Consider the following 26503-nt stretch of genomic DNA (forward strand, 5'->3'; position numbering starts at 1 on the left):
GGAAGATAACTAATGAACAAGGGTTTACGGATAGCTCGAAATTTAAATAAAGTCGCCAAAAATATAATACGACCATTTATTATGGCCACCTGTGCGATATCACTAGCAAGTTGCCACCCCCCATCTTTGTCTGAAGGTAAATTGCTAAGCTCTAATTTAATTGAAAGCACTGATTTAATGGAAAAAACGACAGACAAAGATTACTTTCTCGTCGGTGGCTATAATAAAAATCCAGATGATGGTATTTCTTTAGTATCTTATAATTCAACTACAAACCGATTAGTAAATGAAAAAGTCGTAGCGAACACCTTGAACCCGAGTTATTTAAATTGGCAACAAAAGCAAAAAACACTCTACAGTATTGCAACAACAGCTGATAAATCTCCACTATTGCAAGTGTACCAATGGCAAAAAGCCAAGAAACAATTTTATCTGGTGCATTCTCAAGAGGTTTTAGGTAAAGGTATTTGTCATGTTAACGTGAATCAAGACCAATCTCAGCTTGCCATCGTAAATTACACCAGTGGCGAAAGTTCGTTTTACGCATTGAAATCCCCTTCTGCACAGCCCAGTTTAATTGGCCATTTCAAAAACTATGGACATAGTAAAACCAAAAGACAAAAAAGTGCACATCTACATTACGCCGGTTGGGGCAACCAAAACCGCTACGTGTATTTAACGGATTTAGGGACCGATGAGATAATCGTATTCGATAGCCTAGCAACAAAGATTGAACCCAAATTTAGAATTAAACTCACACCGGGCGACGGTCCTAGGCATCTTGCGTTTCATCCAACTAAAAACACTGTTTATAGCCTAAATGAACTAAGTAATAGTATTACCGTTTTTACGCAAAACGAGAATACCGGCAACTTAACCTTTGTCGATAAGGTCATGTTATTCAACGAGAATGTTAATACCAAAAATACAATTGCTTCAGCAATACGAGTGACTCAAGACGGAAAATATTTATACACGGCCTCTCGTGGAGAAAACATGATTTATGGGTTTGCTATTCAGGCGAATGGCCAGCTTAAATTTGTTAATAAAGTCAGCTCAGGGGGCGAACACCCGCGAGATTTTAACTTTTCCTCTAACCAAAGCTATTTACTAGTAGCAAACCAACACGCTAATCAAATTAATTTAGTCAAAAGAGATACAGAAACCGGTCAGCTAACATTAACTGAAATATCCACAGTAATTAATAACCCCTCTTTTATCCAAGCGTTTAATTAAAGTGGATACTATCGATGCTAATGAAGTATAAAAAACGATGAACGAAAAAGACGACCAGCAGCTTATTGAACTCACTAAAGCTGGTGAAATTGAAGCCTATTCAGTTTTAGTGCAACGCTACGAGTCGTCTGTGCGCGCCTGTTTACGAGTGCGATTAAGTAATTATCATGAAGCAGAAGATTTGGCACAGGAAACCTTCATGTTAGCTTACAAGAAGATAAATGACTTTCGACTCGATGGTTCTTTAGGGGCTTGGTTACGAGGTATTGCGATTAATTTACTCCGTAATCATCAACGTAAACATAAAGCCCTTTCTGTTGGTGGTAATAACGAACTAGAACTCTTAATTAATAAACAAATAGAGGATAATTTTGAGACTGAGAATGAGTCACCATTATTGATCAATTTAAAAGAGTGTCTTAAGAAACTTGATGATAAAATGAATCTACTCTTAACTGAACATTACATTTTAGGACATTCGTTAGCTGAACTTTGTCGAAAATATGACGATAAACACTCAACGATGACCATGCGTATGTACCGCTTAAAACAGAAGATTAAAAACTGTGTTGAGAAAAAGGTTGAGGAATAAGACATGAGTGATTCAAAATCATTGTCTATTGAACAAGAAAAATTAATTGCCGCTTATCTAGCAGGTGAAGATGTCAATGAGTTGCTTCTACTCGCATGCAAAGTAGACCCCGACCTTTTAAAAGAAGTCAGTCGATATGTTGCCAACGATAGACTATTAAGCGCTGAATTTGACTCATTATATCAATCGTCCCACTTTACACGTGAAGTGATTGCTCGCATTGATCCCCTCCCTCAAACATCCATTACGCAACAAGTCAGTAGGAAGTTATTTGAGCAAGAAGCTGCCAATAGTTGGTTTAATAAACCTTGGGTTATGGCAGCAAGTATCGCGAGCTTTGTCTGTGTCTTATTTATTTCCAGTTTTATTAACAACCATGCCGACTTTGCCCAAGTCACAAAAATAACCGCAACATCCGTCTCAGATACCGAGCTTAAATTGGGTAACTACTTTGGTCGCGGAGACATAGAACTGACTCAGGGTTTTAGTGAGATCACCTTAAACAATGGCGTTGTATTAATTTTAGAAGCCCCAATTAAACTTAACTTAAAATCTTCAGAACAAGTTGTTGTTCATCAAGGAAAACTTGTTGCCCGGGTTCCCAAAAATGCAATTGGTTTTCGTATCGATACACCTAGCAGTGAAATTATCGACTTAGGCACTGAGTTTGGTGTTGATGTTAATAAAGATGGAGAATCGCAAGTTCATGTTATTAACGGCGAAGTGAAAGCGCGTGCAAATAAGTCACAACGTTACAAACTGGTAAAAAAAGACCAAGCCTTAGCCTTCAACTTAAAACATGAAGTGGCAAGTATTAAAAGCGAATCAGCCGATTTTATGCGCGTATTGCCAGGTGAATCTATGCAAAACCCTGACTTTTTACATTGGAGTTTTGATAATGGTTCCGCTGCGGGCTTTCCTTCTACCGGTAAAGGCGTAAATGGTAAACATTATTTGGCGGTAGATAAATCCCTATCAAATACTAAAACAGCAAAAATTAACGGCCGTTTTGGTCAAGGATTATATTTTGACGGCGAAACAAATTGGTTAGAAACCGATTTTGCCGGTATCGGTAGCGATCACCCTCGTACAGTGGCTTTTTGGCTTAAAGTGCCTTCAGATTTTTCAACTAACAAAGCGTATGGCATCGTTAGTTGGGGATTACATGCAAATTATGCTGCGTGGCAAATTTCTCCAAATCCGGAGTTGATTGATGGTCCTTTAGGTCGTCTTCGCGTTGGTACTTATAAAGCACAAGTCGTTGGCACAACGGACTTGCGTGATGACCAGTGGCACCATATTGCGGTAGTGGTTTATGGCGGTGAAAATTCCAACATTTCCACTCACGTATTGTTATATGTAGATGGAAAATTAGAAAAAACCCAACAAAAATCGATTGCCAAGCTCAATACCCAACTGCAAGACCCATTATCCAGTCCGTTAAGTATTGGCAGAAACATTGCTCACAGCAAAGGCATAGAGCCATTAAAACAAGGTTTTTTCAAAGGTGGTGTAGATGAGCTTTTTGTTTATGAAGCCGCACTTGAACAGCAACAAATTCAACAATTAATGGAAAAAAATACATTGCTTAACCCAGCGAATTAATTAGCGACAGTCGCTGCTTTATTTCTGCAGCGAACTTTTTTGATTAATTTTTAGTTTTATGTGTCATTTGTATCGACTGACAACAACTTAATATATTGCTTTCATGAGGAATATATTTTGAATAAACCTACGACTATTACTGAAAAAATACTAAAAATAATATTTGTAAAAAAACCAGACTTTAGAATATCAATCATTGCGCCATTTATGTTGTTTGCACTTGTGGCGTGTGGTTCTCAAAACCTAGATGATGACCGAAAAAAAACAACACAAGCCAAGCACATACTTGTTACTGACTTTAATAACACAACGGTGCCAAGTTATATTAAACCGTTTGACGCAAAAACAGAGCTTGTTGAGCTAAGTCATAACAATAACGCGCTAAATATTAAATTTTCCACAAAACATAGCAGCTCCGGCATAACCATAATACCTGACCTGCCGTGGTCAACATCAGAGCTAGGCAACAATGCCTTTATGGTTGATGTTTACAACAATGGTAAATACGCGACGATGTTATCAACTAACATCACAGGTATGACTCAAAAAACACAACGTAGAACAGTTGCAATAGACGCCGGTGAAACAGTTACCTTATATTTTGAGCTCGAAGGATTTGAATTAGATCACGATACAGGGTTACGGGATACACCGCCTTCGTTTATAACATCCGCCCGAAAAATGCCCATTAGAGGCAGTAAAGAAATCATTGATTTTTCGCAGGTCTACGCAATCAAGATATATACAGAAACGCAAATCAATCCCACGGAGGTGACCATTGATAATCTGCGTTTTGAAGCGACAGGCACACCAAACAAGCAATATGTTACGCACATCGTAGACAAGTTTGGTCAACGCGCCGATATTGATTTTGACCTCAAAGTCTCTTCCACAGAAGAACTTAAACGCCTAGCTGATGAAGAACGAGCACAATTAAAACGCTCTGAAGGGTGGCCTGGACGAAGTCAGTTTGGTGGTTGGAAAGAAGGTGAAAAATTCAAAGCCACGGGATTTTTCCGTACTCAAAAAGTCGGTGATAAATGGTCGTTAATAGACCCAGAGGGTTATTTGTATTTCTCATCAGGCATTGCCAATTCAAGAATGTCGAACACATCGACCTTCACCGGCATTGATTATAAAGATGACTCAGTTCGTTTTATTGACCCCTTAGATGTCACGCCAGAAGATTCACAGGGTATTAGTGGCAATTATCGTAACGCCCAAAAGACAAGCTATGTTGCCAATCAACAACGTCATAACATGTTTGAATGGTTTCCAAGCTACGACGATGAGTTAGCAAATCATTACGGCTATCGTCGAAAAGCGCACAAAGGCCCGATGGAACACGGGGAAGTGTACAGTTTTTATCAAGCCAATTTAGAGCGTAGATATGGTGAAAAAACGGAACAGTCTTATTTAATAGATTGGCACGACATCACGCTAGACCGTATGGTCGATTGGGGATTTACATCGTTTGGTAATTGGACCGACCCAATGTTTTATGACAACACTAAAATGCCCTATTTTGCCAACGGATGGATTATTGGTGAATTTAAAACTCTAAGCTCTGGTTTTGATATTTGGGGTAAAATGCCTGATCCATTCGATCCTGAGTTTGTACGTAGAGCAAAAATAACCACCGAAGTCATAGCAAAAGAAGTAAATGATAGCCCTTGGTGTGTTGGCGTCTTTATCGATAACGAAATGAGCTGGGGCGGCGCTGCACCAGCTATTAGACGCTACGGTATCGTCTTTGATGCATTATCAAAATCGGTGGACGAAAGCCCGGCCAAAACCGTATTTGTAAAAATGCTCAAAGACAAATATAAAAAGATCTCTGCATTGAATATCGCCTGGGATAAAAATATAAAATCCTGGCAGGAACTAGCCCAAGGGGTTAATTACAAAAAAGACGCGTCTTACAACAAGACATTAACTAATGACGTATCTTGGTTGCTACAAACCTATGCAGATGAGTACTTTAAAGTTGTCAGAACCGCTGTAAAAGAAGTAATGCCAAATCACATGTATATGGGTGCGCGTTTTACAACGTGGGGCACTGCACCTGAAGCAAGAGATGCGGCTAAAAAATATGCCGATGTCGTGAGTTACAATTATTATCGTGAAGGTATAGATGAAATGACATGGGGCTTCTTAGAAGCGTTAGATGCACCAGTCATCATTGGCGAGTTTCACATTGGCTCTACCGATGTAGGTCACCCAAATCCAGGAATAATACATGCGCCTAATCAAAAAGTTCGGGCAGATATGTTTAAAACTTATATGAACTCAGCGATTGATAATCCCTACATCATAGGCGCACATTGGTTTCAATATATTGATGCGCCTTTAACCGGACGAGCCCACGACGGTGAAAACTATAACGTTGGATTTGTAACAATCACGGATATACCATTTCCCGATTTGGTCGACGCAGCCAAGGACGTACATAAAAACCTATATCAACGTCGTTACCTAAACAAACCGCAGTAAACCCCATAATGACCCGGCCTAAATCTAGATTTAGGCCCTCAAAAAATGTATTTTCTCCGCTCCAAACAGCTTTATGTAATTGGCGAAATTACATCATTGTTGTTGACATATAACATCGAAAATTAGTGGACAGTAAATTAGTTGAGTCACTCGTTTAGGCATAAAGAACGGTGATAATACCCGGTGATTCTAAACCGGTGTTCGTTTCAGAACTGGAACTAGAACATCAGCGACCAGTCAGTCAAATACTTTCTACAGAATATCGAAAATGAAGCGCAGGCTAAGATTTAAGAAAATCTAGGAGTTGTTATGGCGAGTTGCACAAACTCAAATATGCTTGGTTTTAGATTATTTTATCTTCAGAAAGCAAAAACCCGTTAATCTCTCGATTAACGGGTTTTCTAAATAATGGCGGAGAGAGAGGGATTCGAACCCTCGTTAGGTTTTACCCTAAACACACTTTCCAGGCGTGCGCCTTCAGCCACTCAGCCACCTCTCCGCATTGCTTTTTTAAAGCCGCGCCATACTATTGAATTACGCGGCTTTCTGCAAGCCTATTTATTGATACCACCTGCTAGTTGGTGATAATTCAACCGAATAGGCTAAGCGTTACCTTTAACTTTTACTTTGTTGTCAGCGGCAAAATTGAGCATTCTAGTCAGTGGGATCATCGCTTTTTCAGCTAATGTTTCATCGACAAAAACTTCGTGACCGACAACGTTAACCAATGCTTCCTCTAACGCTTTAAGACCGTTCATTGCCATCCACGGACAGTGTGCACAACTTTTACATGTTGCGCCGTTACCAGCCGTTGGAGCTTCTATAAACGTCTTGCCTGGGTTAGCTTGTTGCATCTTATAAAAAATGCCACGATCAGTCGCGACAATAAAAGTATCATTGCTCATTTCTGTAGAAGATTTGATTAACTGTGATGTAGATCCGACGGCGTCTGCCATCGCAACAACAGATGCTGGCGATTCTGGGTGAACTAATATCGCAGCGTCAGGATATACATTTTTAAGATCGGCTAACGCTTTTGACGAAAATTCGTCGTGAACGATACATTCCCCATCCCACAACAGCATATTAGCGCCGGTTTGATTATTGATATAACTGCCCAAATGGCGATCAGGCCCCCAAATGATTGGTTTACCTTCAGCCTCTAGGTGGTCAATAACTTCAAGTGCGATACTCGATGTTACAACCCAATCGGCACGTGCTTTAACCGCCGCAGAGGTATTTGCATAAACAACGACTGTATGGTCAGGATGAGCGTCACAAAACGCAGAGAAACGGTCAACAGGACACCCCAAATCTAAAGAACAAGTCGCTTCTAATGTTGGCATCAACACTGTTTTTTCTGGGGTTAGGATTTTTGCCGTTTCGCCCATAAATTTAACGCCAGCGACCAATAAGGTTTTTGCTTCGTGCTGATTGCCAAAACGTGCCATTTCCAATGAATCGGCAACACAACCGCCGGTTTCTTCGGCAAGAGCTTGAATTTCAGGATCGGTATAATAATGGGCGACAAGTACTGCATTTTTTTCAATCAATAACTGCTTGATGCGATCTTTATAAGCTTGTTGCTCGCTATCATTAAGAGGTATTGGTTTTGCAGGAAATGGGTAATCTTGTTTAACGGCTTTTGCTAGGCTCATATCTAATTTATTTAAGCTAAAAAATCTTCGAATAATTATACAGGACTGAGTTCTAATGTCACTCAATTGGCAAAGTGAACACTGTGCAAAATGCAAATAACATATTTCTGCAACTTTTTGTTTATCGACTAAAAGTTTACAGAAGCCTGAACAGCGTCTACTGCAATGTAAATTTCAATGCCTTTCTAATTATAGTTAGAAGCTTAATTGAGTTTCTAATCCAAAATAGAAGAACCATATCGATGATTTTCATCCAATCATGACAAGTGCAATATTTATAAGGATTTAGTTTTGATGTAATAAAGGGAGGTTTTAAGTGGTGGTTCATGATTTAGGATGACTTCAGACATCCTGTCTTACGCCCTTCGGGCCTGCTAAAGCAGTTCAAAAATATTCCAAACATTTTTGTCGAACCAAATCGATGGTTCTCGTCCAATCATGACAAGTGCAATATTTATAAGGATTTAGTTTTGATGTAATAAAGGGAGGTTTTAAGTGGTGGGTCATGATGGATTCGAACCATCGACCAATTGATTAAAAGTCAACTGCTCTACCAACTGAGCTAATGACCCACTTAAAATTGGAGTGCTTGTTTGATGGTGGGTCATGATGGATTCGAACCATCGACCAATTGATTAAAAGTCAACTGCTCTACCAACTGAGCTAATGACCCATCAAAACAAGTCAGAATAAGTGGTGGGTCATGATGGATTCGAACCATCGACCAATTGATTAAAAGTCAACTGCTCTACCAACTGAGCTAATGACCCACTATATTCTGTTAAAACTGCGTCTCGAAAGGAAGTATCTTCCCCCTTGCCGCGGGCGCATATAATACTTATTTAAAAGTCTGGTGCAAGTTATTTTATCAATAATTTTTGATTTTAGACGCTTTCGGACAAATATCGTACGAAAGCGTTAAAAAACATACTTATCTAATTTAAACTCGTCAATCTAGACTTTGCTAAGCCTGCTGCGTTTGAATCTGGGTATTCACTAATAACCTGTTCAAACAGCTTTTTAGCTTCACTATTATTATCCAGCTTTTGATAAACTGTTCCTTGCTTCAATAGTGCGTCACTGCGCTTATTAGAATCAGGGAATGAACGAATGACTTTGTCAAAATGTACTTTTGCCTCGTCATACTTCGCTTTATTAAATAATAACTGACCCAACCAATAATGCGCATTGGCAATATAGATAGAATTTGGGAATGTTTTTATAAAGGATTGAAACTCAGGAATTGCGTCGTCATAACGACGTTCTTTTAAGATCAAGTTTACAGCTTGGTCGTAGGCTTCATTTTCGCCTAAAGTACCGCCATAAGACACTTCATTTGAGTCAGCAGTATCGTTTACTGTTTCCTCAACCTGGGGTTCAATTGCCTGAACAGAAGATAAACGTCTTTCGATTTCAAGATAAAGCTCTCGTTGTCGATCCACTATTTGTTCAAGTTTATGGCTGTGAGTTTCTGTTATCCCTCTAAGTTCACTGACTTCCTCTTGCAATTCATTTAGCTGTTGCTGTAAGGCAACTTGCGAAGCACCACGCGCCTGAATCAGACGTTGCAGTTGTTCGATTTGACTAGAGGTAGTAGAACTCGATGAAAGATCAGAAACAGGAGCAGCCGCTAAGGCTGCTCCGTTCACAATCATCAACGCTATAAGCGAGAATCTCATATGCATCCAAATGGAAGATTAGTAAACTAATTCAGCACGACGGTTTTTAGCAAAACCTTCAGTTGTACGGCTTAAATCAATTGGCTTCTCTTCACCGTAAGAAACAGTAGAGATCTGCATTGCTGAAACACCTAAGCTTTGTAGGTATTGTGCTACCGCTTTACCACGACGTTCGCCAAGAGCGATGTTGTACTCAGGAGTACCACGTTCGTCACAGTGACCTTCAACTTTCACTTTTGCAGAAGGGTTTTTAATTAGGTAGTCAGCATGTGCTTGCAACAACTCAAGATATTTTGCATCAACCTTTGAACGGTCATAATCAAAATAGATTGTTTGTGTTTGCATTAATGCTGCAAATTTTTGCTGTTGTACTTCTGCTGGCGTTAACGCTTTTTCAACAGTAGCAACTTCAATATTGTTTGTTTCAGCGGCCATAGATTCTGTTTGTGCAGACTGTGCTTGCTGACCATTAGTTTGTTGCGCTGCACCTTGAAGTTCTTCTTCTGAAGTAGAACCACATGCAGTTAATACTAAAGCTGGAATAGCGATTAATAAACCTTTAGTAATTTTGCTAAATTGCATTATTTAGTATCCTTTTTTTGTAATACGTTAATTAATTATTTAAAAAATGGTGACCACGCCGGAGACTTAACTTGTCCGTTCGCAGCCGGTAATCTTGCTTTAAATCGTCCGTCTATCGACACTAATGCCAATACCTGCCCATTGCCATGCATGGTGCTATAAATAATCATTGAACCGTTTGGTGCAATGCTCGGACTTTCATCTAATCGAGTTGTTGTCAGGACTTGAAAGTTACCCGTCGCCAATTCTTGTTTAGCGATATGGTATTTACCCTGTGTCCTGTTAACTAAAACCAACTCTTTTCCATTTGGGGTAATCGAACCACCAAGGTTCATTTCACCCTCAAATGTTAAACGTTTAACTCGTTTAGTCGCCAAATTTACGCTATAAAGTTGCGCATTTCCACCCCGTTCTGAACTGAAAACGATAAATTTACCATCTGGAGACCAACTAGGCTCGGTGTCGATACTGCGATGTCGTGTCAATCTCGTCAAGGTTTTATTTGCTAGTTCTAGCACATAAAGTTCAGGATTGCCGTCTTTCGACAAAACTAATGCTAAACGTTTACCCAACGGCCCCCATTGTGGTGCACCATTAATACCGTCATATGAGGTGACTAATTGACGTTTCCCCGTATAAATATCCTGGATGTAAATCTGCGAACGATCGTTCTCAAACGTAACATACGCAAGCTTAGCGCCATCTGGTGACCAAGATGGTGACATTAACGGCTCTTTAGAACGAAGTAAAATTTGTTCATTCGCACCATCGTAGTCAGCTACAATTAGTTTGTATGGGTAACTCTCGTCCTCATGATTAATTGTGACATATGCTATACGTGTTAAAAATGCGCCGCGCTCGCCGGTTAATTTCTCATAAGCGATATCACTAATGCGATGTGCGTAACGGCGGAACTGGCCAGTACTGATAACAACTTGACGGCTATCCATAATATGATCTTTTGTTTCTACCAAACGACCATTTTGTAAAACTTGTACTGCACCGCCTGTAATTTGACCACGAAGTACATCAATTAATTCAAAACTAACGGTGAAACGATCAAGCGCGTTATCAATAATTTCACCGACCAATATCGCTTCAACACCTTCGGCTGTCCAAGACGAATAATCCACTTCACCATCATTTTTTGGCAACTGCGGCATTTGATCAATTAATAAAGGCTTAAATTTACCACTGCGCATTAAGTCCGCTGCGATGATTTCAGAAATATTCAACGGAATTTCAGCTGTACCTTCATACTTAAATGGCACTACTGCTATTGGACGAGCAGTATCGATTCCTTCTGTAATTACTATTTCTAGGGCGGCTTTGGACGTTTGAGAGAACGCCAACAACGTCAAACCTAAAATTAAAAACAGTTTACGACTCATTTACAGCTCCGGTTTTACAGTTAAATTGATGTCTTTTAATTGTTGATAGACATCGTCTTCTTTTGATACAGGTAACGTGTCGGCTTTTAATACTGCTCGCTGGGCCGCCTCACAAATAGAGGTTTCCCCAGATAGCACAGTTACTTTAATAACTAAGCCGCTTGATGCCAATCTAATATTAAGAAGGCATGATTTACCTCTCATACTCTCATCCACAATGAGTTTTTGTTTAATTTTCGAGGTAATAAGCGCTTTATACTTGTTGACCTCTGTAAGTACAACTTTTTGTCGCGCTTTATTACGAATTGCTTGCTCTTGTTGCAATTGTTCTTGCAACATTTTTTCCTGAATAGCTTGTTCCGCGGCTAACGCTTTGGCTTCTTTTTCTTTTCGTTCTTTTTCTAGCCTTTCTTTTTCCAGACGTTCAGCTTCAGCTTTACGCTTTTGCTCTGCATCTTTAAGCGCTTTTTGTTCACGCTCTTTTTTACGCTTAGCTTCTGCTGCTGCTTGATTTGCTTTTGCCGCCTCTTTTTCACGTTCAACACGTTCTTTTTTGGCTTTGTCTGCTTTCGCTTGTTCTTTTCTTGCTTTTTCTTTTTCTAATTTAGCTTTTTTCTTGGCGTCTTCCGCAGCTTTTTTACTGTCTTTTTTCTGCTTATCCAAGTCTTTAAGATCTCGCTTAGCTTGCTCGGCACGTTTTTCGAGTTCACGTACCCGCTTTTCTTCCGCGGCTTTTTTATCCGCTTTCTCTTTTTGAATACGTTTCACTTGCTGATCTAACGACGTTTGGTCGATAACAACAGCGTCGATAGTTGAAATTTCTGGAGAGTCATCTGGGGTTTCTTTTGGTGCTTCAAAACTGAAACTGGCGACCAAGATCGTTCCAAATACGATATGAATACCAAAAGACTTTACTAAATGGACTAACGATGTTGACTGACTCATCACTCTTTTGGCTCCGTCATAAGCCCAACAGAAGGTGCGCCAGCTCGTTGTAATAAGACCATAAGTTCTATCACATAGTTGTATGCAATTTTACGATCAGCTTTAACGATTACTGGAGTTTCTGGGTCAATCTGCAATTGCGCGGCCACCAAGACAGCAAGGTCTGTTGCTGACATCGGATCTTCTGAAGGCTCGCCGCCGGTCGATAAAAAGTATTCCCCTTTATCGTTAATCGAGGCGATCATCGGTGGTTTAGATTCATCTTCTAATGGTTCAGCAGACGCTTGTGGTAAATCGACTTTCACGCCCTGCGTAACCAAAGGCGCGGTAACCATGAAGATAATAAGCAATACCAGCATAACATCAATGTAAGGAACAACATTGATCTCAGCGACTGGCTTTCGTTTTCGTTTGTTATATTGCATCGACATTTAAAGGGTTGTGCTCACGTTAGCAGTAACTTGACGATGCAAAATGTTGGCAAACTCTTCACAGAAGTTAACATAGCTCGTTTCAAGAATTTCGACTCGACGGGCAAAGCTGTTATAGGCTAGAACCGAAGGGATAGCTGCAAATAACCCCATCGCGGTTGCGATAAGAGCCTCTGCAATACCAGGTGCTACCATGCTTAGTGTTGCTTGTTGAACTTGACCAAGGGCTAGGAAAGCATTCATGATCCCCCAAACCGTACCAAACAACCCAATATATGGGCTAATTGAACCAACCGTCGCCAAAAAACTAAGATGACTTTCCAGTTGCTCCACTTCACGAGATAAGCGAACACGCATGGCTCTGTGGGTTCCGTCCATATATACTTGAGCAGAACTGACACTGTTCTTCTTTAGGCGAGCAAACTCTTTAAATCCATCTTTAAACAATGCTTCTAAGCCATCAACATTTTGTCTCGCGGTCATTTCGCTATATAAACGGCTTAAATCAACACCCGACCAAAATTTGTCTTCAAACTTTTTTGTATTTATTTCTGCATCCGCAAGGACTTTTCGACGTTGGAAAATAAGCGCCCACGACGCTATCGACAATCCCAACAGCGTTAACATTACCAACTTAACAATAAAGCTGGCTTCCCAAAACAATCCCCAAAAACTAATATCAGCTTGCACTTTCTAAAACCTCTAAAATGTCTGACGGGATAGCCTTAGGCTTCATCTTCGTCAGATCAATACAAGCAACCTGTACATCTGCAGTAAAAACAGATTGCTCTTTGTTATTTATAATTGTTTGAATAAATTCAACACTAGCGCGTTTAATTTGTTTTATTTCTGTTAGTACCACAACTTCATCATTAAATTTTGCGGCGACTTTAAAGTCAATTTGCATGGACTTTACGACAAAGGCTATATTCTGCTTAAGATATTCGTCTTGTTCAATACCCAAATGCCTTAAATACTCAGTTCTACCTCTTTCACAGAACTTTAAATAGTTTGCGTGGTAAACGATACCACCTGCGTCTGTGTCTTCATAATAAATTCGGATAGGTAATTTAAACACTTCACTCCCTCATGTTTATGCACGTCCGATGAATAATAAGCCGATTATCCCCTCTGTAGAGTAAAAACTCTGCATAAAGTTGCATTTTTATTTGGTGAAATAATTTTGACATTACTTATTTTTGTATCGTTCAATAAAAAAACAAATCGCCACACGCGCTACAAATAAAAAGGCTCAGCCGGTCTAAATTTAATATTAACGTCATATTTGTATGAACACAGCAAAAATCAGATTAGTAATTCTAATCCGAAATATCAATTTTTTTAGTTTGAAGTAATTGCTCTAGATAATTAATATACGCACATCTTCTGGACGGGTTGTGTCGTTCAGATGTGAAGTTATCGAATTTTGTAAACTTCTCCTATTCATGTTCCCTGGAATTTATTCCTCCTTTATATTTTGCCCGTTCAATTTGAACGGGTTTTTTTTTGCCTTAATTTAAGGACTGACAGCATTCATGAACCCATGCTGCTCGTCATATTAGCAATTTATTCTTGGTTATAGTCATAACCTAAATGCTGATAAGCCCTTGGTGACGCAATTCGACCGCGCGGCGTACGTTGCAAAAAGCCTTGTTGAATTAAGTAAGGTTCAATGACATCTTCAATCGTTTCCCGTTCTTCGCCTATTGCAGCAGCAATATTATCTAAACCAACCGGACCGCCGTCAAACTTTTCGATCATAGTAATCAGCATTTTTTTATCCATAAAGTCAAAACCTTCGCTGTCTACATTAACCATATTAAGTGCTTGTTTGGCTATATCTTGATCTAACCGCCCTTCGCTTTTGACATCTGCATAATCTCTAACTCTTCGCAGTAAGCGGTTTGCTATCCGAGGCGTTCCACGGGCACGTCGAGCGATTTCTAATGCCGCATCTGTGGTCATTTCCATATTTAACACATTGGCTGAGCGCTCAATAATAAAAGCAAGATCTTCAACTTTATAAAACTCGAGGCGTTGTACAATGCCAAATCGGTCACGAAGAGGTGATGTAAGCGCTCCGGCACGCGTTGTCGCGCCAATTAAAGTAAACGGCGGTAGATCCAGCTTAATTGACCGGGCAGCAGGACCTTCGCCAATCATAATATCAAGCTGATAATCTTCCATTGCAGGGTATAAAACTTCTTCAACAACAGGACTAAGTCGGTGGATTTCGTCAATAAACAAAACGTCGTTTTCTTCGAGATTAGTCAACAATGCTGCGAGGTCTCCAGCTTTTTCTAAAACCGGACCTGATGTAGTTTTAATGCTGACTTCCATTTCGTTTGCGACTATGTTGGCTAAGGTGGTTTTACCCAGTCCCGGAGGTCCAAAAATAAGCAAATGGTCGAGAGCTTCCTGCCGATTTTTTGCGGCCTGGATGAATATTTCCATCTGTTCTTTAACATGCGGTTGACCACGGTAGTCTGCTAATAACTTTGGACGTATTGCACGGTCTATCACTTCGTCTTCGCGGGTTTCAATTGCGCCGACTAATCTATCTGCTTCAATCATTATTCACTCTACAGCATGTTTTTTAAGGCTAAACGGATCAGGGTTTCTGAATCGTCGCCGTCTTTGAAAATCAATTTTACTGCTTTATTGGCTTGTTGGGAACTGTACCCAAGGGAGACCAGTGCGGAGACAGCATCGTCAAATTCGTTTGCTTTTTTCATCACCGAACCGGTCATTATAGGTTCAAGCGGTCTAAATTCTGGTGCGAGGTTAAGTGCCTGGATCCGATCTCGCATTTCAATCAATAATCGTTCCGCTGTTTTTTTACCAACGCCAGGCAATTTAACTAATGTCGTCACATCATCCTGTTCAACACAAGTTACAAACTGTTCTGCGGTAAGCCCCGAAAGTATAGTGAGTCCTAACTTAGGACCTACACCATTAGCTTTAATCAATAATCTAAATAAACTGCGCTCTTGCTTAGAGCTAAATCCGTATAACAACTGAGCGTCTTCTCGAACCACAAAGTGGGTATAAATAGTCGCTTGAACGCCTTCTTCAGGCAATTCATAAAAGCTTGTTAGCGGTAATTGCACTTCATAGCCTACACCGTTAACGTCAATTAATACGTCAGGGGCTTGTTTGTCGGCAACGATGCCAGTGAGTCTTCCAATCATAGTTAACTTTTATATTTACCTTCAATTACTGTAAATATACCCAGTTATCCATACAGTTGAAAGCCCTAGCTTAAAATTTATCGCCTTAGGCGACCTCTGACGGTTTTTTTCGCTACACCAGCCATGTTTATCAAACTTTGATTTGTGTTGCCATGGCATATTGCTACGGCTAATGCATCGGCTGCATCGGCCTGAGGTTTTCCCGTTAGTTTTAAAATCTGTTGAACCATATGCTGAACTTGGCTTTTATCTGCAGCTCCACTGCCAACTACGGCTTGTTTTATTTGTCTTGCGGAGTATTCAAATACAGGCAATTTTGCCTGTGACGCCGCAACTATCGCGCTGCCACGTGCTTGACCCAGCTTGAGTGCTGAATCTGGGTTATGAGCCATAAACACTTGCTCAATGGCAAAGTTATCAGGCTTATATTGTAAGATGATTTCGCTGATCCCAGAAAATATTGTGTCGAGCTTATCCGCTAAACAAGTATCGGGGGTCCGAATACAACCACTTCCTACGTAACTGAATTTAGAACCTACATGGTCGACTAGGCCGTAGCCCGTGATCCGAGAACCGGGATCAATCCCTAAAATTAGTGCCATAACGTTCGCGCCATAAAAATTCAACTTCTACTGATCTAATGCTTAGCCTTACCACTTATTTGAAGTAAAGACGGCCTTGATTCATTAACTACTTAAACACAAAAAAGCCCGAATACCTAAGGTTTCGGGCCTTCTTTATATGGCTAATAAAACAAGTTTAGTTTTGTTTTACTATTTCTATTCCAAGATCTTTTAGCGCATCAGGGTTGGCAAAGCCTGGTGCTGCAGTCAACGGACATGCCGCCGTTGTTGTTTTCGGGAAAGCCATAACATCACGAATTGAGTCAGCCCCAACCATCAACATTAACATACGGTCAAGACCGAATGCTAAACCAGCATGTGGTGGCGCGCCAAATTGTAATGCGTCTAACAAGAAACCAAATTTCTCCTGCGCTTCCTCTTCACCAATACCAAGAATTCTAAAGACCTCAGATTGCATATCTTGTTTGTGGATACGAACCGAGCCACCACCTAATTCACAACCATTAAGAACCATGTCATATGCGTCTGACAATGCGCCAGCTGGATCGGCAGCAAGTTCAGCTGGTGTCATGTTGCTTGGTGCAGTGAATGGATGGTGAAGCGGAGTTAATGCACCGCCTTCAAGTTCTTCAAACATTGGGAAGTCAACAACCCATAAAGGTGCCCACTTGTCTTCAACGAGATCTAAGTCAGTACCAACTTTCAATCTAAGTGCACCAAGTGCATCGGTTACCACTTTGTAGCTATCAGAACCAAATAATAAAATATCACCCGTTTGAGCGCCAGTTCGAGCCAAAATAGCATTAACCACTTCTTCATTTAAAAACTTAAGAATTGGTGATTGTAAGCCTGCTAAGCCAGCTTCTAAGTCATTAACTTTAATCCAAGCCAGACCTTTTGCTCCGTATTTACCAACAAATTCGGTATAACCGTCAATGTTTTTACGTGTCATTGAAGCACCGCCTGGCACTTTAATTACCGCAACACGTCCCTTAGGATCGTTGGCTGGACCGGCAAAAACTTTAAAGTCGACATCTTTCATGATATCGGCTACGTCAACCATTTCTAATGGGTTACGAAGGTCAGGTTTATCTGAACCAAAACGTGTCATCGCTTCCAAATAGGTCATGGTTGGAAAGTCACCTAACTCAACGTTAAGCAACTCGCTAAATACTGAACGTACCATGCCTTCAGCCATTGCCATTACGTCTTCGCCAGACATAAAGGTGGTTTCAATATCGATTTGAGTAAATTCTGGTTGACGGTCGGCACGTAAATCTTCATCACGGAAACATTTAACGATTTGATAATAACGGTCAAAACCAGCAACCATTAACAACTGTTTAAATAACTGCGGGGATTGCGGCAACGCAAAAAATTGACCTTTATGAGTTCGGCTTGGCACCAAATAATCACGAGCGCCCTCTGGCGTTGCTTTAGTAAGTATTGGGGTTTCCATATCCAAGAAACCGGCGTCGTCTAAATATCTGCGAACAGCACTGGTAACTTTTGAGCGGAACTGAAGACGTTGATTCATCACTGGGCGACGTAAATCTAAGTAGCGATATTTTAAACGTTGTTCTTCAGAGTTATCTTGATTGAAATCTAAAGGCACTGGTGCAGAAGCATTAAGAATTTCTAAATCTTTAACGTACAATTCAACTTCACCAGTCGCCATATCTTTATTAGCTTGGCTTTCTGGACGTGCACGTACAACACCAGACAATTTGATGCAAAACTCGTTACGTAGTTTATTTGCACTTTCAAAAATAGCAGTTTCATCAGGGTCGATAACTGCTTGCACAATACCTTCACGGTCACGTAAGTCGATGAAGATCAAACCACCAAGGTCACGGCGCTTATTCACCCAACCACAAAGAGTAACATTTTGGTCAACTAAACTTTTATTTAACTCGCCACAATAATGAGAACGCATTGCAAATCCTATTTCTAAAATAATAACCGCGCTAAGCAGTTTAACTTAGCGGAAATGGCGGACATTATAAGGATTTGAACGCTAAAGTCACCGCTTTAACAAAATAAGATGTGAGTTTTAGCGTGTGGCAAAATGATAGCTGTTTTTACCAGTATCTTTAACGACATACATAGCGTCATCGGCACCTTTAAGCAATTCATCAACGGTTTCGCCATGCTCAGGAAAACAAGCGACACCGATAGAAGCACCAACATTAATAATTGAAGCGGACAAATCAAATGGACGGACAAAGTCCGTAATAATTTTTTCTGCTACTTTACTTGCCTGTGCCGTATCATCTAAGTCGGTCACTAAAATAACAAATTCGTCACCACCAATACGCGCCACTGTATCCGACGCCCTGCCAACAACCCGCAATCTATCAGATACCATTATTAATAACTCGTCACCGACATCGTGCCCAAAAGTGTCATTAACTTGTTTAAAACCGTCGAGGTCAACAAACATCACAGCCAGCACTTTGTTGTTTCTCCGATGGCTGACAATGGCCTGATTTAATCTGTCATTAAATAACGCCCGATTTGGCAGTCCGGTCATTAGGTCGTGTGAAGCCAAATGCTTTAATTTTGTTTCTGCGGTAATTCTAAGTTTGATTTCATTTTGCAATCGTCGATTCCAAAACAATACACTGGCAATTACGACCGTCGCAATGAAGATAAACGCAATAACATTACGGAGGTATATTTTTGAATTTATTCCCTGTACAACATCAATTTTTGACCAACGAGTAATTATTTTCTCCCGGTCTTTGTCGGTAATTGAACTGACAATTTTTTCCATCATTCGCAATTGTTGTTTTAGATCCTGGCGGACGCCAATATTTGAAATATCGTATGGAAGATCTTCGATGACATGGATCTTAAATTGATAAAGATTGTTTTCCTGCAAGTAACCGGCAGACACCAACATGTTGTCTAATACGCCGTCAATAACCCCCGCTTTTAATAAGGTGAGCGCTTCGTCAAAGCTTTCGACGACTTGGATGATTACTTGCGGATATCGCTCGCTTAATTCTTTTATCATCTGATATCCCTCGATTAACGCAATGCGCTTACCATAGAACTTCTCAATCGAGTCGACGTTTTCCTGGGACTTATGGGTAGTAATTGACCAAGGTGTTTGCCAATAACTAGAGGTAAAATCCGCAAACTTACTGCGACTTTCACTTGCCGTTATATTGGCCACCATATCGATTTTACCAGAACGGAATGACGTCATTAAGTCACCCCATCTGTCAAACACAACAAATTTATAGTGCTGCCCAGTTAGCTCTGTCGCAATTTTAAATATATCAATGCTTATCCCCTGCGGATTTCCCTCGTCATCAATAAATTCGTAAGGGAACCAATCCTTTACCATGCCGACCGTAAGTTCAGGCACCATTTTAACCCAATGTTTTTCATCATCGGTTATAGAAACGCGATGTTTTCTACTTTGAAAATACTGATCGCTTTCTTCCCTTATCCAGCGACTTTCAATCTCTATTTTTTCTTCAAGTGTTATTAAGTCAAATCCCGCTTGGATTTTTTGGATTAGTGCTCGATTTTCGTCGTTAACTATAGAGTAAATTTTTGCTTCGTATGTAACGTCTTTTATAACTGAAAACTTATTCTCAACATTATTCTGAACTAACCGCACGTGAGCAACTTGGTTGGCTGAAATAAATCCCAAAATTTCATTATTCATCGCCATGGTTATCCCGGCGTCTAACGACTCAAGCCACACAACATCAACTTTAGGAAATCGCTTTTGGAATTCAGTTTTATAAGGAGCGCTTTTAAACAAACCTATTTTTTTTCCATCCAACTGCGACAACCCTTTTTTAGGGTCATACAGCCCACTGACAAATAGATTCGAGAATACAGAATAAAGGTGTAATGCTCGTGGTAATCCGGTATTTACTATCTGGCTCTCAGGGTAGGCAATATGGACATTTGACTTGCCTTCTTGCAAAGCTTGTAACGACAAATCCATTGAATTAGGCATAAACTCAACTTCAGTCTTGGTTTTTTCTGCCCATTTACGCCACAGGTCGACAAACAATCCGGTTGCCTCACCATTAGGCGTAATACTCATATATGGTTCATTGCCCGTTGTAAAACCAAGTCGAAGAGCCGCGTTAACATTCGACGTACCAAACCATTTCTGATCAAGTGAACCGCGCTCCTTTGCTGTTATTTGGGCGATACCTGCGTCGACAAACGGCAACAGATATTCGTTCAACTTAGTGACGGCATAAGATGCGTCGACTGCACCTACACTGATCCTCTTATATGCAGGGTAAAGCTGATTTAGGGAGGCATAACCAGCGTCACTAAACGTGTAATAATCAAAAGTCACAAACGTTTTGACTTCCTCCCTTTGAATACCACTCAACATGGCTTCACGGGAGTCATAGAAACGAAAATTTAGGTCGGGATTTTTGTCGATTAAAATGGATTCAAATACTGAGTCTTTTAAAATACCAATGCGGTACGGGACCACATCATTAATACTAGAAAGACCAATTAGATCTCGGTGGATATAAATACTAAGCGCCGAAGTGTAAATATTACCGCTAAAAGTAAACGTTGCTTCACGTTCAGCATTTTGTCCCAGCGCTCCGTGGACATCTGCATTCCCATTTTTTACATTTTTTAATGTATTCGGCCAACTGGAGGTGACAAATTCGACTTCTATTCCGGTTTTTTCCTGCCATAAACGCCAAAAATCGATAACGTAGCCAACAGGCTGATTTTTTTCATCAGAGAATTGGTAAGGGACAATATTGTTGGCTACGGCAACCTTAATTTTTTCAGGTTTAACAATTAGCGGGGTCGCTAATACCAAAGATGTCCACATCATCAATAATAGAAAGGAAAAAAGAAAGCGAATTCGAGTCATGCGAACCTAATTAAATTATTATTAAGCTCAGTGTAGAACGTTTCTTTACAATTCGGCAATCACATTTTCTTTAGGCTATGTGATTTTTAAGTTAAAATGCGGCAATTTCCACGGCATAAAAGATTTTTCGATGCGCGACAACCTATACGCAGACAGTTTAAACAAGGTTAAAGATTTCACATTTGACGAGTCCGTCGTTGAAGTTTTCCCTGACATGATACAACGCAGTGTACCAGGCTATTCCACTATGGTGAGCGCTATTGGTAAGCTTGCCCAACAATTCCAACAACCCAATAGTGCAGTCTATGACCTTGGCTGTTCATTGGGTGCAGCAACCTTATCGATGCGTAAGTATATCGACAAACCCAATTGCAAAATCATCGCATTAGATAACTCTGTGCCTATGGTCGAACGTTGCCGAAATAATATAAAAGCGTATAAATCAGATGTAGAAGTCATTGTTGATCTAGCCGATATACTTGAAGTAGAGCTACAACCCTGCTCATTTGTCGTGATGAATTTTACACTGCAGTTTATCGAACCGGAATTACGTTCAGTAGTATTATCAAAAATACATAATGCCTTATTACCCTGTGGCGCGTTTGTAATGTCTGAAAAACTAAAATGGGATGACAGCAAAATACATGACGCAATCAATAATCTGCATTTGGATTTTAAGCGAGCAAACGGATATAGCGAACTTGAGATCAGTCAAAAACGCTCTGCCATTGAAAATGTAATGAAAATTGATACCGAACAGACCCACATCACTAGGTTGCAACAAGCTGGATTTACTAGCCAATCAATCTGGTACCAATGTTTTAATTTTGCTTCTTTTATTGCCATTAAAGCCTAACCGGAACGCTACCATGACCCAACTATTTAATTCGTTTTACCAACAAATTGCGGGCAACCGATTAGCACCTTGGTTAGAGATATTGCCGGCGCAAATAAATCACTGGTACAAAAATGCCCTTCATGGTGAATTTAAAGATTGGGTTAAAAACATTGATTTGTTGCCCCCTGTTGAGCCAAGTCAGGTCGACTTAGTCAATTCTGTTTCAGTTGGATCGGCTGCAACAATGAATGATGGTTTAAAGAAAAAAACAACTCATCACTTAATGCAATTGAAGCCATGGCGCAAAGGGCCATATCAATTACACGGCATAAATGTCGATACGGAATGGCGCAGTGATTTTAAATGGCATCGACTAGCCCCTTTTATAAGTGATCTAACAGACCGATACGTATTAGATGTTGGTTGCGGGAGTGGCTACCATTTGTGGCGTATGCGCGGTGCTGGCGCTAAATTTGTGGTGGGCATAGATCCGACTCAACTATTTCTTGCTCAGTTTTGGGCTGTACAACACTTCATTCAAGATAAAGACGTAAACCTTCTACCGCTTGGCATAGATGATCTTCCAGCAATAAAAGGTTTTGATACCGTATTCTCAATGGGCGTATTGTATCACCGCAAGTCACCTATGGACTTTTTGCAACAGCTTAAAAATCAATTAGTCAAAGGTGGTGAACTTGTTTTAGAAACACTTATCGTCGATGGTGACGAAACAACTGTTTTAGTTCCAGAAGACCGATATGCAAAAATGCGTAATGTTTGGTTTATCCCAAGCGCCAGTGCATTAGAATTGTGGCTAAAGAAAGTTGGGTTTAGTAATATTCGTTTGGTTAATATTGACCAAACAACCTTAGATGAACAAAGAAAAACAGATTGGATCGACACTGAGTCTCTCGAAGATTTCCTCGATCCGAGTGACCCTACAAAAACAATTGAAGGCTATCCAGCCCCTAAACGGGCAATTTTTATCGCCAATGCGTAAAAATTGAGGGCTATTTGGCCATTTTATCTTATAACTTGCGCGGTTTTGGTATAAAATCCCGCGCAATAGTCTATATACAATTTAGTGTACAAAACATCACCAAATTGCTTCACTCCATTTTGAGGAAACAACATTGAGCGACAATCAATCTCTTAGCTACAAAGACGCAGGTGTAGATATCGATGCAGGTAACCTGTTAGTTGAACGTATTAAAGGTGCGGTAAAACGTACGACTCGTCCAGAAGTTATGGGTGGTTTGGGTGGATTTGGTGGTTTATGTCAAATTCCTAAAGGTTACGATGAGCCCCTTCTTGTAGCGGGTAATGACGGCGTTGGCACAAAATTACGTTTAGCGATTGATCTTAAAAAACACGACACCGTTGGTATCGACTTAGTTGCGATGTGTGTGAATGACTTGATCGTACAAGGCGCAGAGCCTCTGTTTTTCCTTGATTACTACGCCACGGGTAAACTTAATGTAGATGTGGCTGCCGATGTTGTAAGTGGTATTGCAGACGGTTGTGTCATGTCAAACTGTGCATTGATTGGCGGCGAAACAGCTGAAATGCCAGGTATGTACGAAGGTGATGATTATGATCTCGCGGGCTTCTGTGTTGGTGTGGTAGAAAAGGCTAAAGTCATTGACGGCACCAAAGTTAAACCTGGTGATCAACTTATTGCCTTAGGTTCTTCTGGTCCTCATTCAAATGGTTATTCTTTAATTCGTAAAGTCATTGAAGTTTCAAAAGCAGACTTAAGCGCTGAATATGAAGGAAAACCTTTAGCTGACCATTTGATGGCCCCAACTAAAATATACGTTAAACCTGTATTGAAATTATTAGAAACCGTTGATGTTCATGCGCTTTCGCACATCACAGGTGGTGGATTCTGGGAAAATATTCCTCGCGTACTTCCGACGCAAACTAAAGCTGTAATTGATGGTGATTCGTGGCAGTGGCCAGCCGTGTTTAACTGGTTGCAAGATAATGGCAACATCGAAACACATGAAATGTATCGTACCTTTAACTGTGGTGTTGGCATGATCATCGCAGTTGACGAAGCCGACCTAGCGAACAGTATTGACATATTAACTGCTGCTGGCGAAAAAGCATGGCACATCGGATCAATTGCTTCTGCAAACGATAATGAAGAGCAAGTTGAGATTTCAGGTATTTAAATGTCATCAACTCAATCTACTACCGGTGCTGATGCGTCAGCACCGTCAATTGTTGTATTAATATCTGGCAGTGGCAGTAATCTTCAAGCCATAATCGACGCTTGTTTGCAAAACAAAATCGACGGCCACATAAATGCCGTGATTAGTAATAAAGCAGATGCTTACGGACTCGTCCGTGCAGCGCAAACTAACATTAATACGCATGTTGTAAGTCATAAAGATTTCGAATCTCGGGAACTATATGATCAAGCGTTAGTCGAAGTCATTGACCAATACCAACCACAAGTTGTTGTACTGGCCGGTTTTATGCGGATATTAACGGCAAACTTTGTAGAGCACTATAAAGGGAAACTGATCAATATCCACCCATCTTTATTACCTAAATATCAAGGCTTAAATACGCACCAAAGAGCTATTGACGCAGGTGATGAAGAACATGGTTGTAGTGTGCATTTTGTTACGGAAGAGCTCGACGGTGGGCCAGTTATCTTGCAAGCTAAGGTTCCTGTGTTTAGTGACGACGATGCCGACGACTTGGCACAACGAGTCCATGTTCAAGAACATTTAATCTATCCTATGGTGGTTAAATGGATGTGTGAAGACCGATTGAAAATGGCAACTGATGGTGCCTATTTAGATAATGAACGGCTCCCAATTCAAGGATATGCTTTTGATGATTAAGCGAGTTTACAACTTGGCGATAACAAGTTTGTTATTAGGATTATTTACCACGGCAATTGCAGCCGCCGAATTACCTGATGACAATACGATTAAGCCCTTTACGGCTATTTACGATATGTATCGTCAAGGTGATAAACTTGGTCAAGGGAGTCGCATTATGACGTCCCTTGGCGACAATAACTTTTCGATAGAGCTGACAAGCAACATTGAATGGTTAATATTTTCAGACCGTCGTTCAGAGTTAAGTATCTTCAATTATGTAGACGGTAAAGTTTCACCGCTGTCTTATTCTTACGAACGCAGTGGCACAGGTTCAGACAAAGAGCTGACAATCGAATTTCGTCAAAATAAAGATCTCATCGTTAAACCTGAAGCAAAAGAATCTCCAGATAAATGGGAAGATGGTTGGTTAGACGAAATGTCACTGCATGTACAAATTCAAGCAGACCTGATTGCAGGTAAAACGGCTTTTGAATATAGCTTAATTTCAAATCGCGGAACGCTAAGAACCTATAAATTAGAAGTCATCGGACACGAAATTATTAGCACTGGCTTAGGTCGATTTAACGCAGTTAAAGTCGCTAGAGTTTACGACAAGCAAAAGTTTTATGCCCAGCATGCCTGGTTTGTTCCAGAGCTAAACTATACCCTTGCCCGTATGTGGAGAATGAAAAAAGGTGTAGAGCAATATGACTTAGTGATAAGTCAATATACTCAACACTAAGTCTACATCGCACCACCAAAGCTAATGTATTTGAACACCTAGTTTAAATAATACGTATTCTTCTGGGGCTAACTTTGTCCAACATTCATTGTCGGTTAGTGGCCTCGTTGCGATTACAGTTACAATATCATTTTCAGTTGTGACTTCGTTAAAGTTGACATTAAACTCTGTGTCGATCAGATTCGCCTCACCAAATGGCGCACGACGGGTAATCCAACTCAAATTATTGCTACAATACGCCAATAAATGCTCGCCATCAGAAATCAATGCGTTGAAAACACCGTACTGATTCAACTGCTTACATAACCCAGCGATATATTTAAATACACTTTGCCAATTTCTCGGTTTTGTTTTGTATCGAGCCTTTAACTGATCCATTATCCAGCAAAATGCAAACTCACTGTCAGTATCCCCCACAGGATGAAACTGGGACAAGCTGAGTTTTTTATACCTCGACAACTGGCCATTGTGCGCAAAAGTAATATGCCTCCCCCAAAATTCGCGAATAAAAGGATGGGTATTTTCTAACTTTATCCCGCCTCTATTTGCTTGTCTTATATGGGAAATAACCGAACAACTTTTTATTGGGTAATCCATAACCAAGTTAGCAATTTTTGATTCAGCGCTGGGCCTTGGGTCTTTAAATGTTCGACACCCTTTTCCTTCGTAGAAAGTAATCCCCCAGCCGTCGGTATGAGGTCCTGTCTTACCGCCTCTTTGCACGAGTCCTGTAAAACTAAATACAATGTCAGTTGGCACGTTTGCCGACATCCCTAATAATTCGCACATAATATTTTAATCTCTACCTAAGTGATTG

23 protein-coding genes and 4 tRNA genes are annotated in these 26503 nt (G+C 40.4%); 9 read left to right on the forward strand and 18 right to left on the reverse strand.

What is annotated here, in order from left to right; all coding sequences use genetic code 11:
• Positions 1 to 12: 12 nt before the first annotated feature.
• The 4 genes from KO525_RS17005 (at position 13) to KO525_RS17020 (ending at position 5926) form a co-directional block, all read left to right on the forward strand.
• Positions 13 to 1236, forward strand: coding sequence for a lactonase family protein (locus KO525_RS17005; RefSeq protein WP_252736647.1), 1224 nt, complete (start codon positions 13 to 15; stop codon positions 1234 to 1236).
• A 37-nt stretch (positions 1237 to 1273) separates the two neighbouring features.
• The gene (locus tag KO525_RS17010) at positions 1274 to 1828 is read left to right on the forward strand and encodes an RNA polymerase sigma factor (protein WP_215965035.1); all 555 of its coding nucleotides are present in this window, start codon (positions 1274 to 1276) and stop codon (positions 1826 to 1828) included.
• Between the two features lie 3 nt (positions 1829 to 1831).
• Positions 1832 to 3433 (forward strand): LamG-like jellyroll fold domain-containing protein, encoded by a 1602-nt coding sequence (locus tag KO525_RS17015; RefSeq protein ID WP_215965036.1) that lies wholly within the window; start codon positions 1832 to 1834, stop codon positions 3431 to 3433.
• 117 nt (positions 3434 to 3550) lie between these two features.
• Positions 3551 to 5926 carry a beta-galactosidase gene (locus KO525_RS17020; protein WP_252736646.1) on the forward strand — a complete coding sequence of 792 codons (2376 nt, stop codon included), beginning with the start codon at positions 3551 to 3553 and terminating at the stop codon, positions 5924 to 5926.
• Positions 5927 to 6335: 409 nt separating this feature from the next.
• On the opposite strand, the gene KO525_RS17025 is transcribed toward KO525_RS17020, so the two are convergent.
• The 17 genes from KO525_RS17025 to KO525_RS17105 form a co-directional block, all read right to left on the reverse strand.
• Positions 6336 to 6425 (reverse strand) — tRNA-Ser (locus KO525_RS17025).
• 103 nt (positions 6426 to 6528) lie between these two features.
• Positions 6529 to 7584, reverse strand: coding sequence for a quinolinate synthase NadA (gene nadA / locus KO525_RS17030; protein ID WP_215965037.1), 1056 nt, complete (start codon positions 7582 to 7584; stop codon positions 6529 to 6531).
• 496 nt (positions 7585 to 8080) lie between these two features.
• Positions 8081 to 8156, reverse strand: a tRNA-Lys gene (locus tag KO525_RS17035).
• 25 nt (positions 8157 to 8181) lie between these two features.
• Positions 8182 to 8257, reverse strand: a tRNA-Lys gene (locus KO525_RS17040).
• Positions 8258 to 8278: 21 nt separating this feature from the next.
• Positions 8279 to 8354 (reverse strand) — tRNA-Lys (locus KO525_RS17045).
• Positions 8355 to 8519: 165 nt separating this feature from the next.
• Entirely contained in the window at positions 8520 to 9263 is a 744-nt protein-coding gene (gene ybgF, locus KO525_RS17050) for a tol-pal system protein YbgF (RefSeq protein WP_215965038.1), read from the reverse strand.
• An 18-nt stretch (positions 9264 to 9281) separates the two neighbouring features.
• The gene (gene pal, locus KO525_RS17055; protein ID WP_215965039.1) at positions 9282 to 9845 is read right to left on the reverse strand and encodes a peptidoglycan-associated lipoprotein Pal; all 564 of its coding nucleotides are present in this window, start codon (positions 9843 to 9845) and stop codon (positions 9282 to 9284) included.
• Between the two features lie 35 nt (positions 9846 to 9880).
• A complete protein-coding gene (gene tolB, locus KO525_RS17060) occupies positions 9881 to 11236 on the reverse strand; it encodes a Tol-Pal system beta propeller repeat protein TolB (protein ID WP_215965040.1) in 1356 nt (451 codons plus the stop codon).
• The gene (gene tolA, locus KO525_RS17065) at positions 11237 to 12181 is read right to left on the reverse strand and encodes a cell envelope integrity protein TolA (protein WP_215965041.1); all 945 of its coding nucleotides are present in this window, start codon (positions 12179 to 12181) and stop codon (positions 11237 to 11239) included.
• Positions 12181 to 12612 carry a protein TolR gene (gene tolR / locus KO525_RS17070; protein WP_370661060.1) on the reverse strand — a complete coding sequence of 144 codons (432 nt, stop codon included), beginning with the start codon at positions 12610 to 12612 and terminating at the stop codon, positions 12181 to 12183. The genes tolA and tolR overlap by 1 nt, the downstream gene beginning before the upstream one ends.
• A complete protein-coding gene (gene tolQ, locus KO525_RS17075) occupies positions 12613 to 13302 on the reverse strand; it encodes a protein TolQ (protein WP_215965042.1) in 690 nt (229 codons plus the stop codon). It abuts the gene before it with no gap.
• Positions 13292 to 13690, reverse strand: a complete 399-nt coding sequence (gene ybgC, locus KO525_RS17080) for a tol-pal system-associated acyl-CoA thioesterase (protein WP_215965043.1) — start codon at positions 13688 to 13690, stop codon at positions 13292 to 13294. The genes tolQ and ybgC overlap by 11 nt, the downstream gene beginning before the upstream one ends.
• 488 nt (positions 13691 to 14178) lie before the next feature.
• Positions 14179 to 15186, reverse strand: coding sequence for a Holliday junction branch migration DNA helicase RuvB (gene ruvB, locus KO525_RS17085; protein WP_215965044.1), 1008 nt, complete (start codon positions 15184 to 15186; stop codon positions 14179 to 14181).
• 8 nt (positions 15187 to 15194) lie between these two features.
• On the reverse strand, positions 15195 to 15803 hold the full coding sequence (ruvA, locus tag KO525_RS17090) for a Holliday junction branch migration protein RuvA (protein WP_215965045.1): 609 nt from the start codon (positions 15801 to 15803) through the stop codon (positions 15195 to 15197).
• A 77-nt stretch (positions 15804 to 15880) separates the two neighbouring features.
• Positions 15881 to 16405, reverse strand: a complete 525-nt coding sequence (gene ruvC, locus KO525_RS17095; protein ID WP_215965046.1) for a crossover junction endodeoxyribonuclease RuvC — start codon at positions 16403 to 16405, stop codon at positions 15881 to 15883.
• 157 nt (positions 16406 to 16562) lie between these two features.
• Positions 16563 to 18323, reverse strand: coding sequence for an aspartate--tRNA ligase (aspS, locus tag KO525_RS17100; RefSeq protein ID WP_215965047.1), 1761 nt, complete (start codon positions 18321 to 18323; stop codon positions 16563 to 16565).
• Between the two features lie 117 nt (positions 18324 to 18440).
• Complete coding sequence (locus KO525_RS17105; protein ID WP_215965048.1) at positions 18441 to 21266, reverse strand: transporter substrate-binding domain-containing protein; 2826 nt, start codon at positions 21264 to 21266, stop codon at positions 18441 to 18443.
• A gap of 130 nt (positions 21267 to 21396) precedes the next feature.
• Here KO525_RS17105 and cmoA point away from each other — a divergent pair, with 130 nt between their 5' ends.
• The 5 genes from cmoA to KO525_RS17130 all read left to right on the forward strand — a co-directional run bounded on the left by cmoA (position 21397) and on the right by KO525_RS17130 (position 25686).
• Positions 21397 to 22122, forward strand: coding sequence for a carboxy-S-adenosyl-L-methionine synthase CmoA (gene cmoA, locus KO525_RS17110; protein WP_215965049.1), 726 nt, complete (start codon positions 21397 to 21399; stop codon positions 22120 to 22122).
• A 13-nt stretch (positions 22123 to 22135) separates the two neighbouring features.
• Positions 22136 to 23104, forward strand: a complete 969-nt coding sequence (gene cmoB, locus KO525_RS17115) for a tRNA 5-methoxyuridine(34)/uridine 5-oxyacetic acid(34) synthase CmoB (protein WP_215965050.1) — start codon at positions 22136 to 22138, stop codon at positions 23102 to 23104.
• Positions 23105 to 23237: 133 nt separating this feature from the next.
• Positions 23238 to 24281: a phosphoribosylformylglycinamidine cyclo-ligase gene (purM, locus tag KO525_RS17120; RefSeq protein ID WP_215965051.1), complete on the forward strand. Its 1044-nt coding sequence runs from the start codon at positions 23238 to 23240 to the stop codon at positions 24279 to 24281.
• A complete protein-coding gene (gene purN, locus KO525_RS17125) occupies positions 24282 to 24962 on the forward strand; it encodes a phosphoribosylglycinamide formyltransferase (protein WP_215965052.1) in 681 nt (226 codons plus the stop codon).
• Complete coding sequence (locus KO525_RS17130; protein ID WP_215965053.1) at positions 24955 to 25686, forward strand: DUF3108 domain-containing protein; 732 nt, start codon at positions 24955 to 24957, stop codon at positions 25684 to 25686. The genes purN and KO525_RS17130 overlap by 8 nt, the downstream gene beginning before the upstream one ends.
• 21 nt (positions 25687 to 25707) lie before the next feature.
• On the opposite strand, the gene KO525_RS17135 is transcribed toward KO525_RS17130, so the two are convergent.
• The gene (locus KO525_RS17135) at positions 25708 to 26475 is read right to left on the reverse strand and encodes a class II glutamine amidotransferase (protein ID WP_215965054.1); all 768 of its coding nucleotides are present in this window, start codon (positions 26473 to 26475) and stop codon (positions 25708 to 25710) included.
• Positions 26476 to 26503 lie beyond the last annotated feature (28 nt).

The sequence above is a fragment of the Psychrosphaera sp. B3R10 genome (genome assembly GCF_018861025.1).
Taxonomy (GTDB): domain Bacteria; phylum Pseudomonadota; class Gammaproteobacteria; order Enterobacterales; family Alteromonadaceae; genus Psychrosphaera; species Psychrosphaera algicola.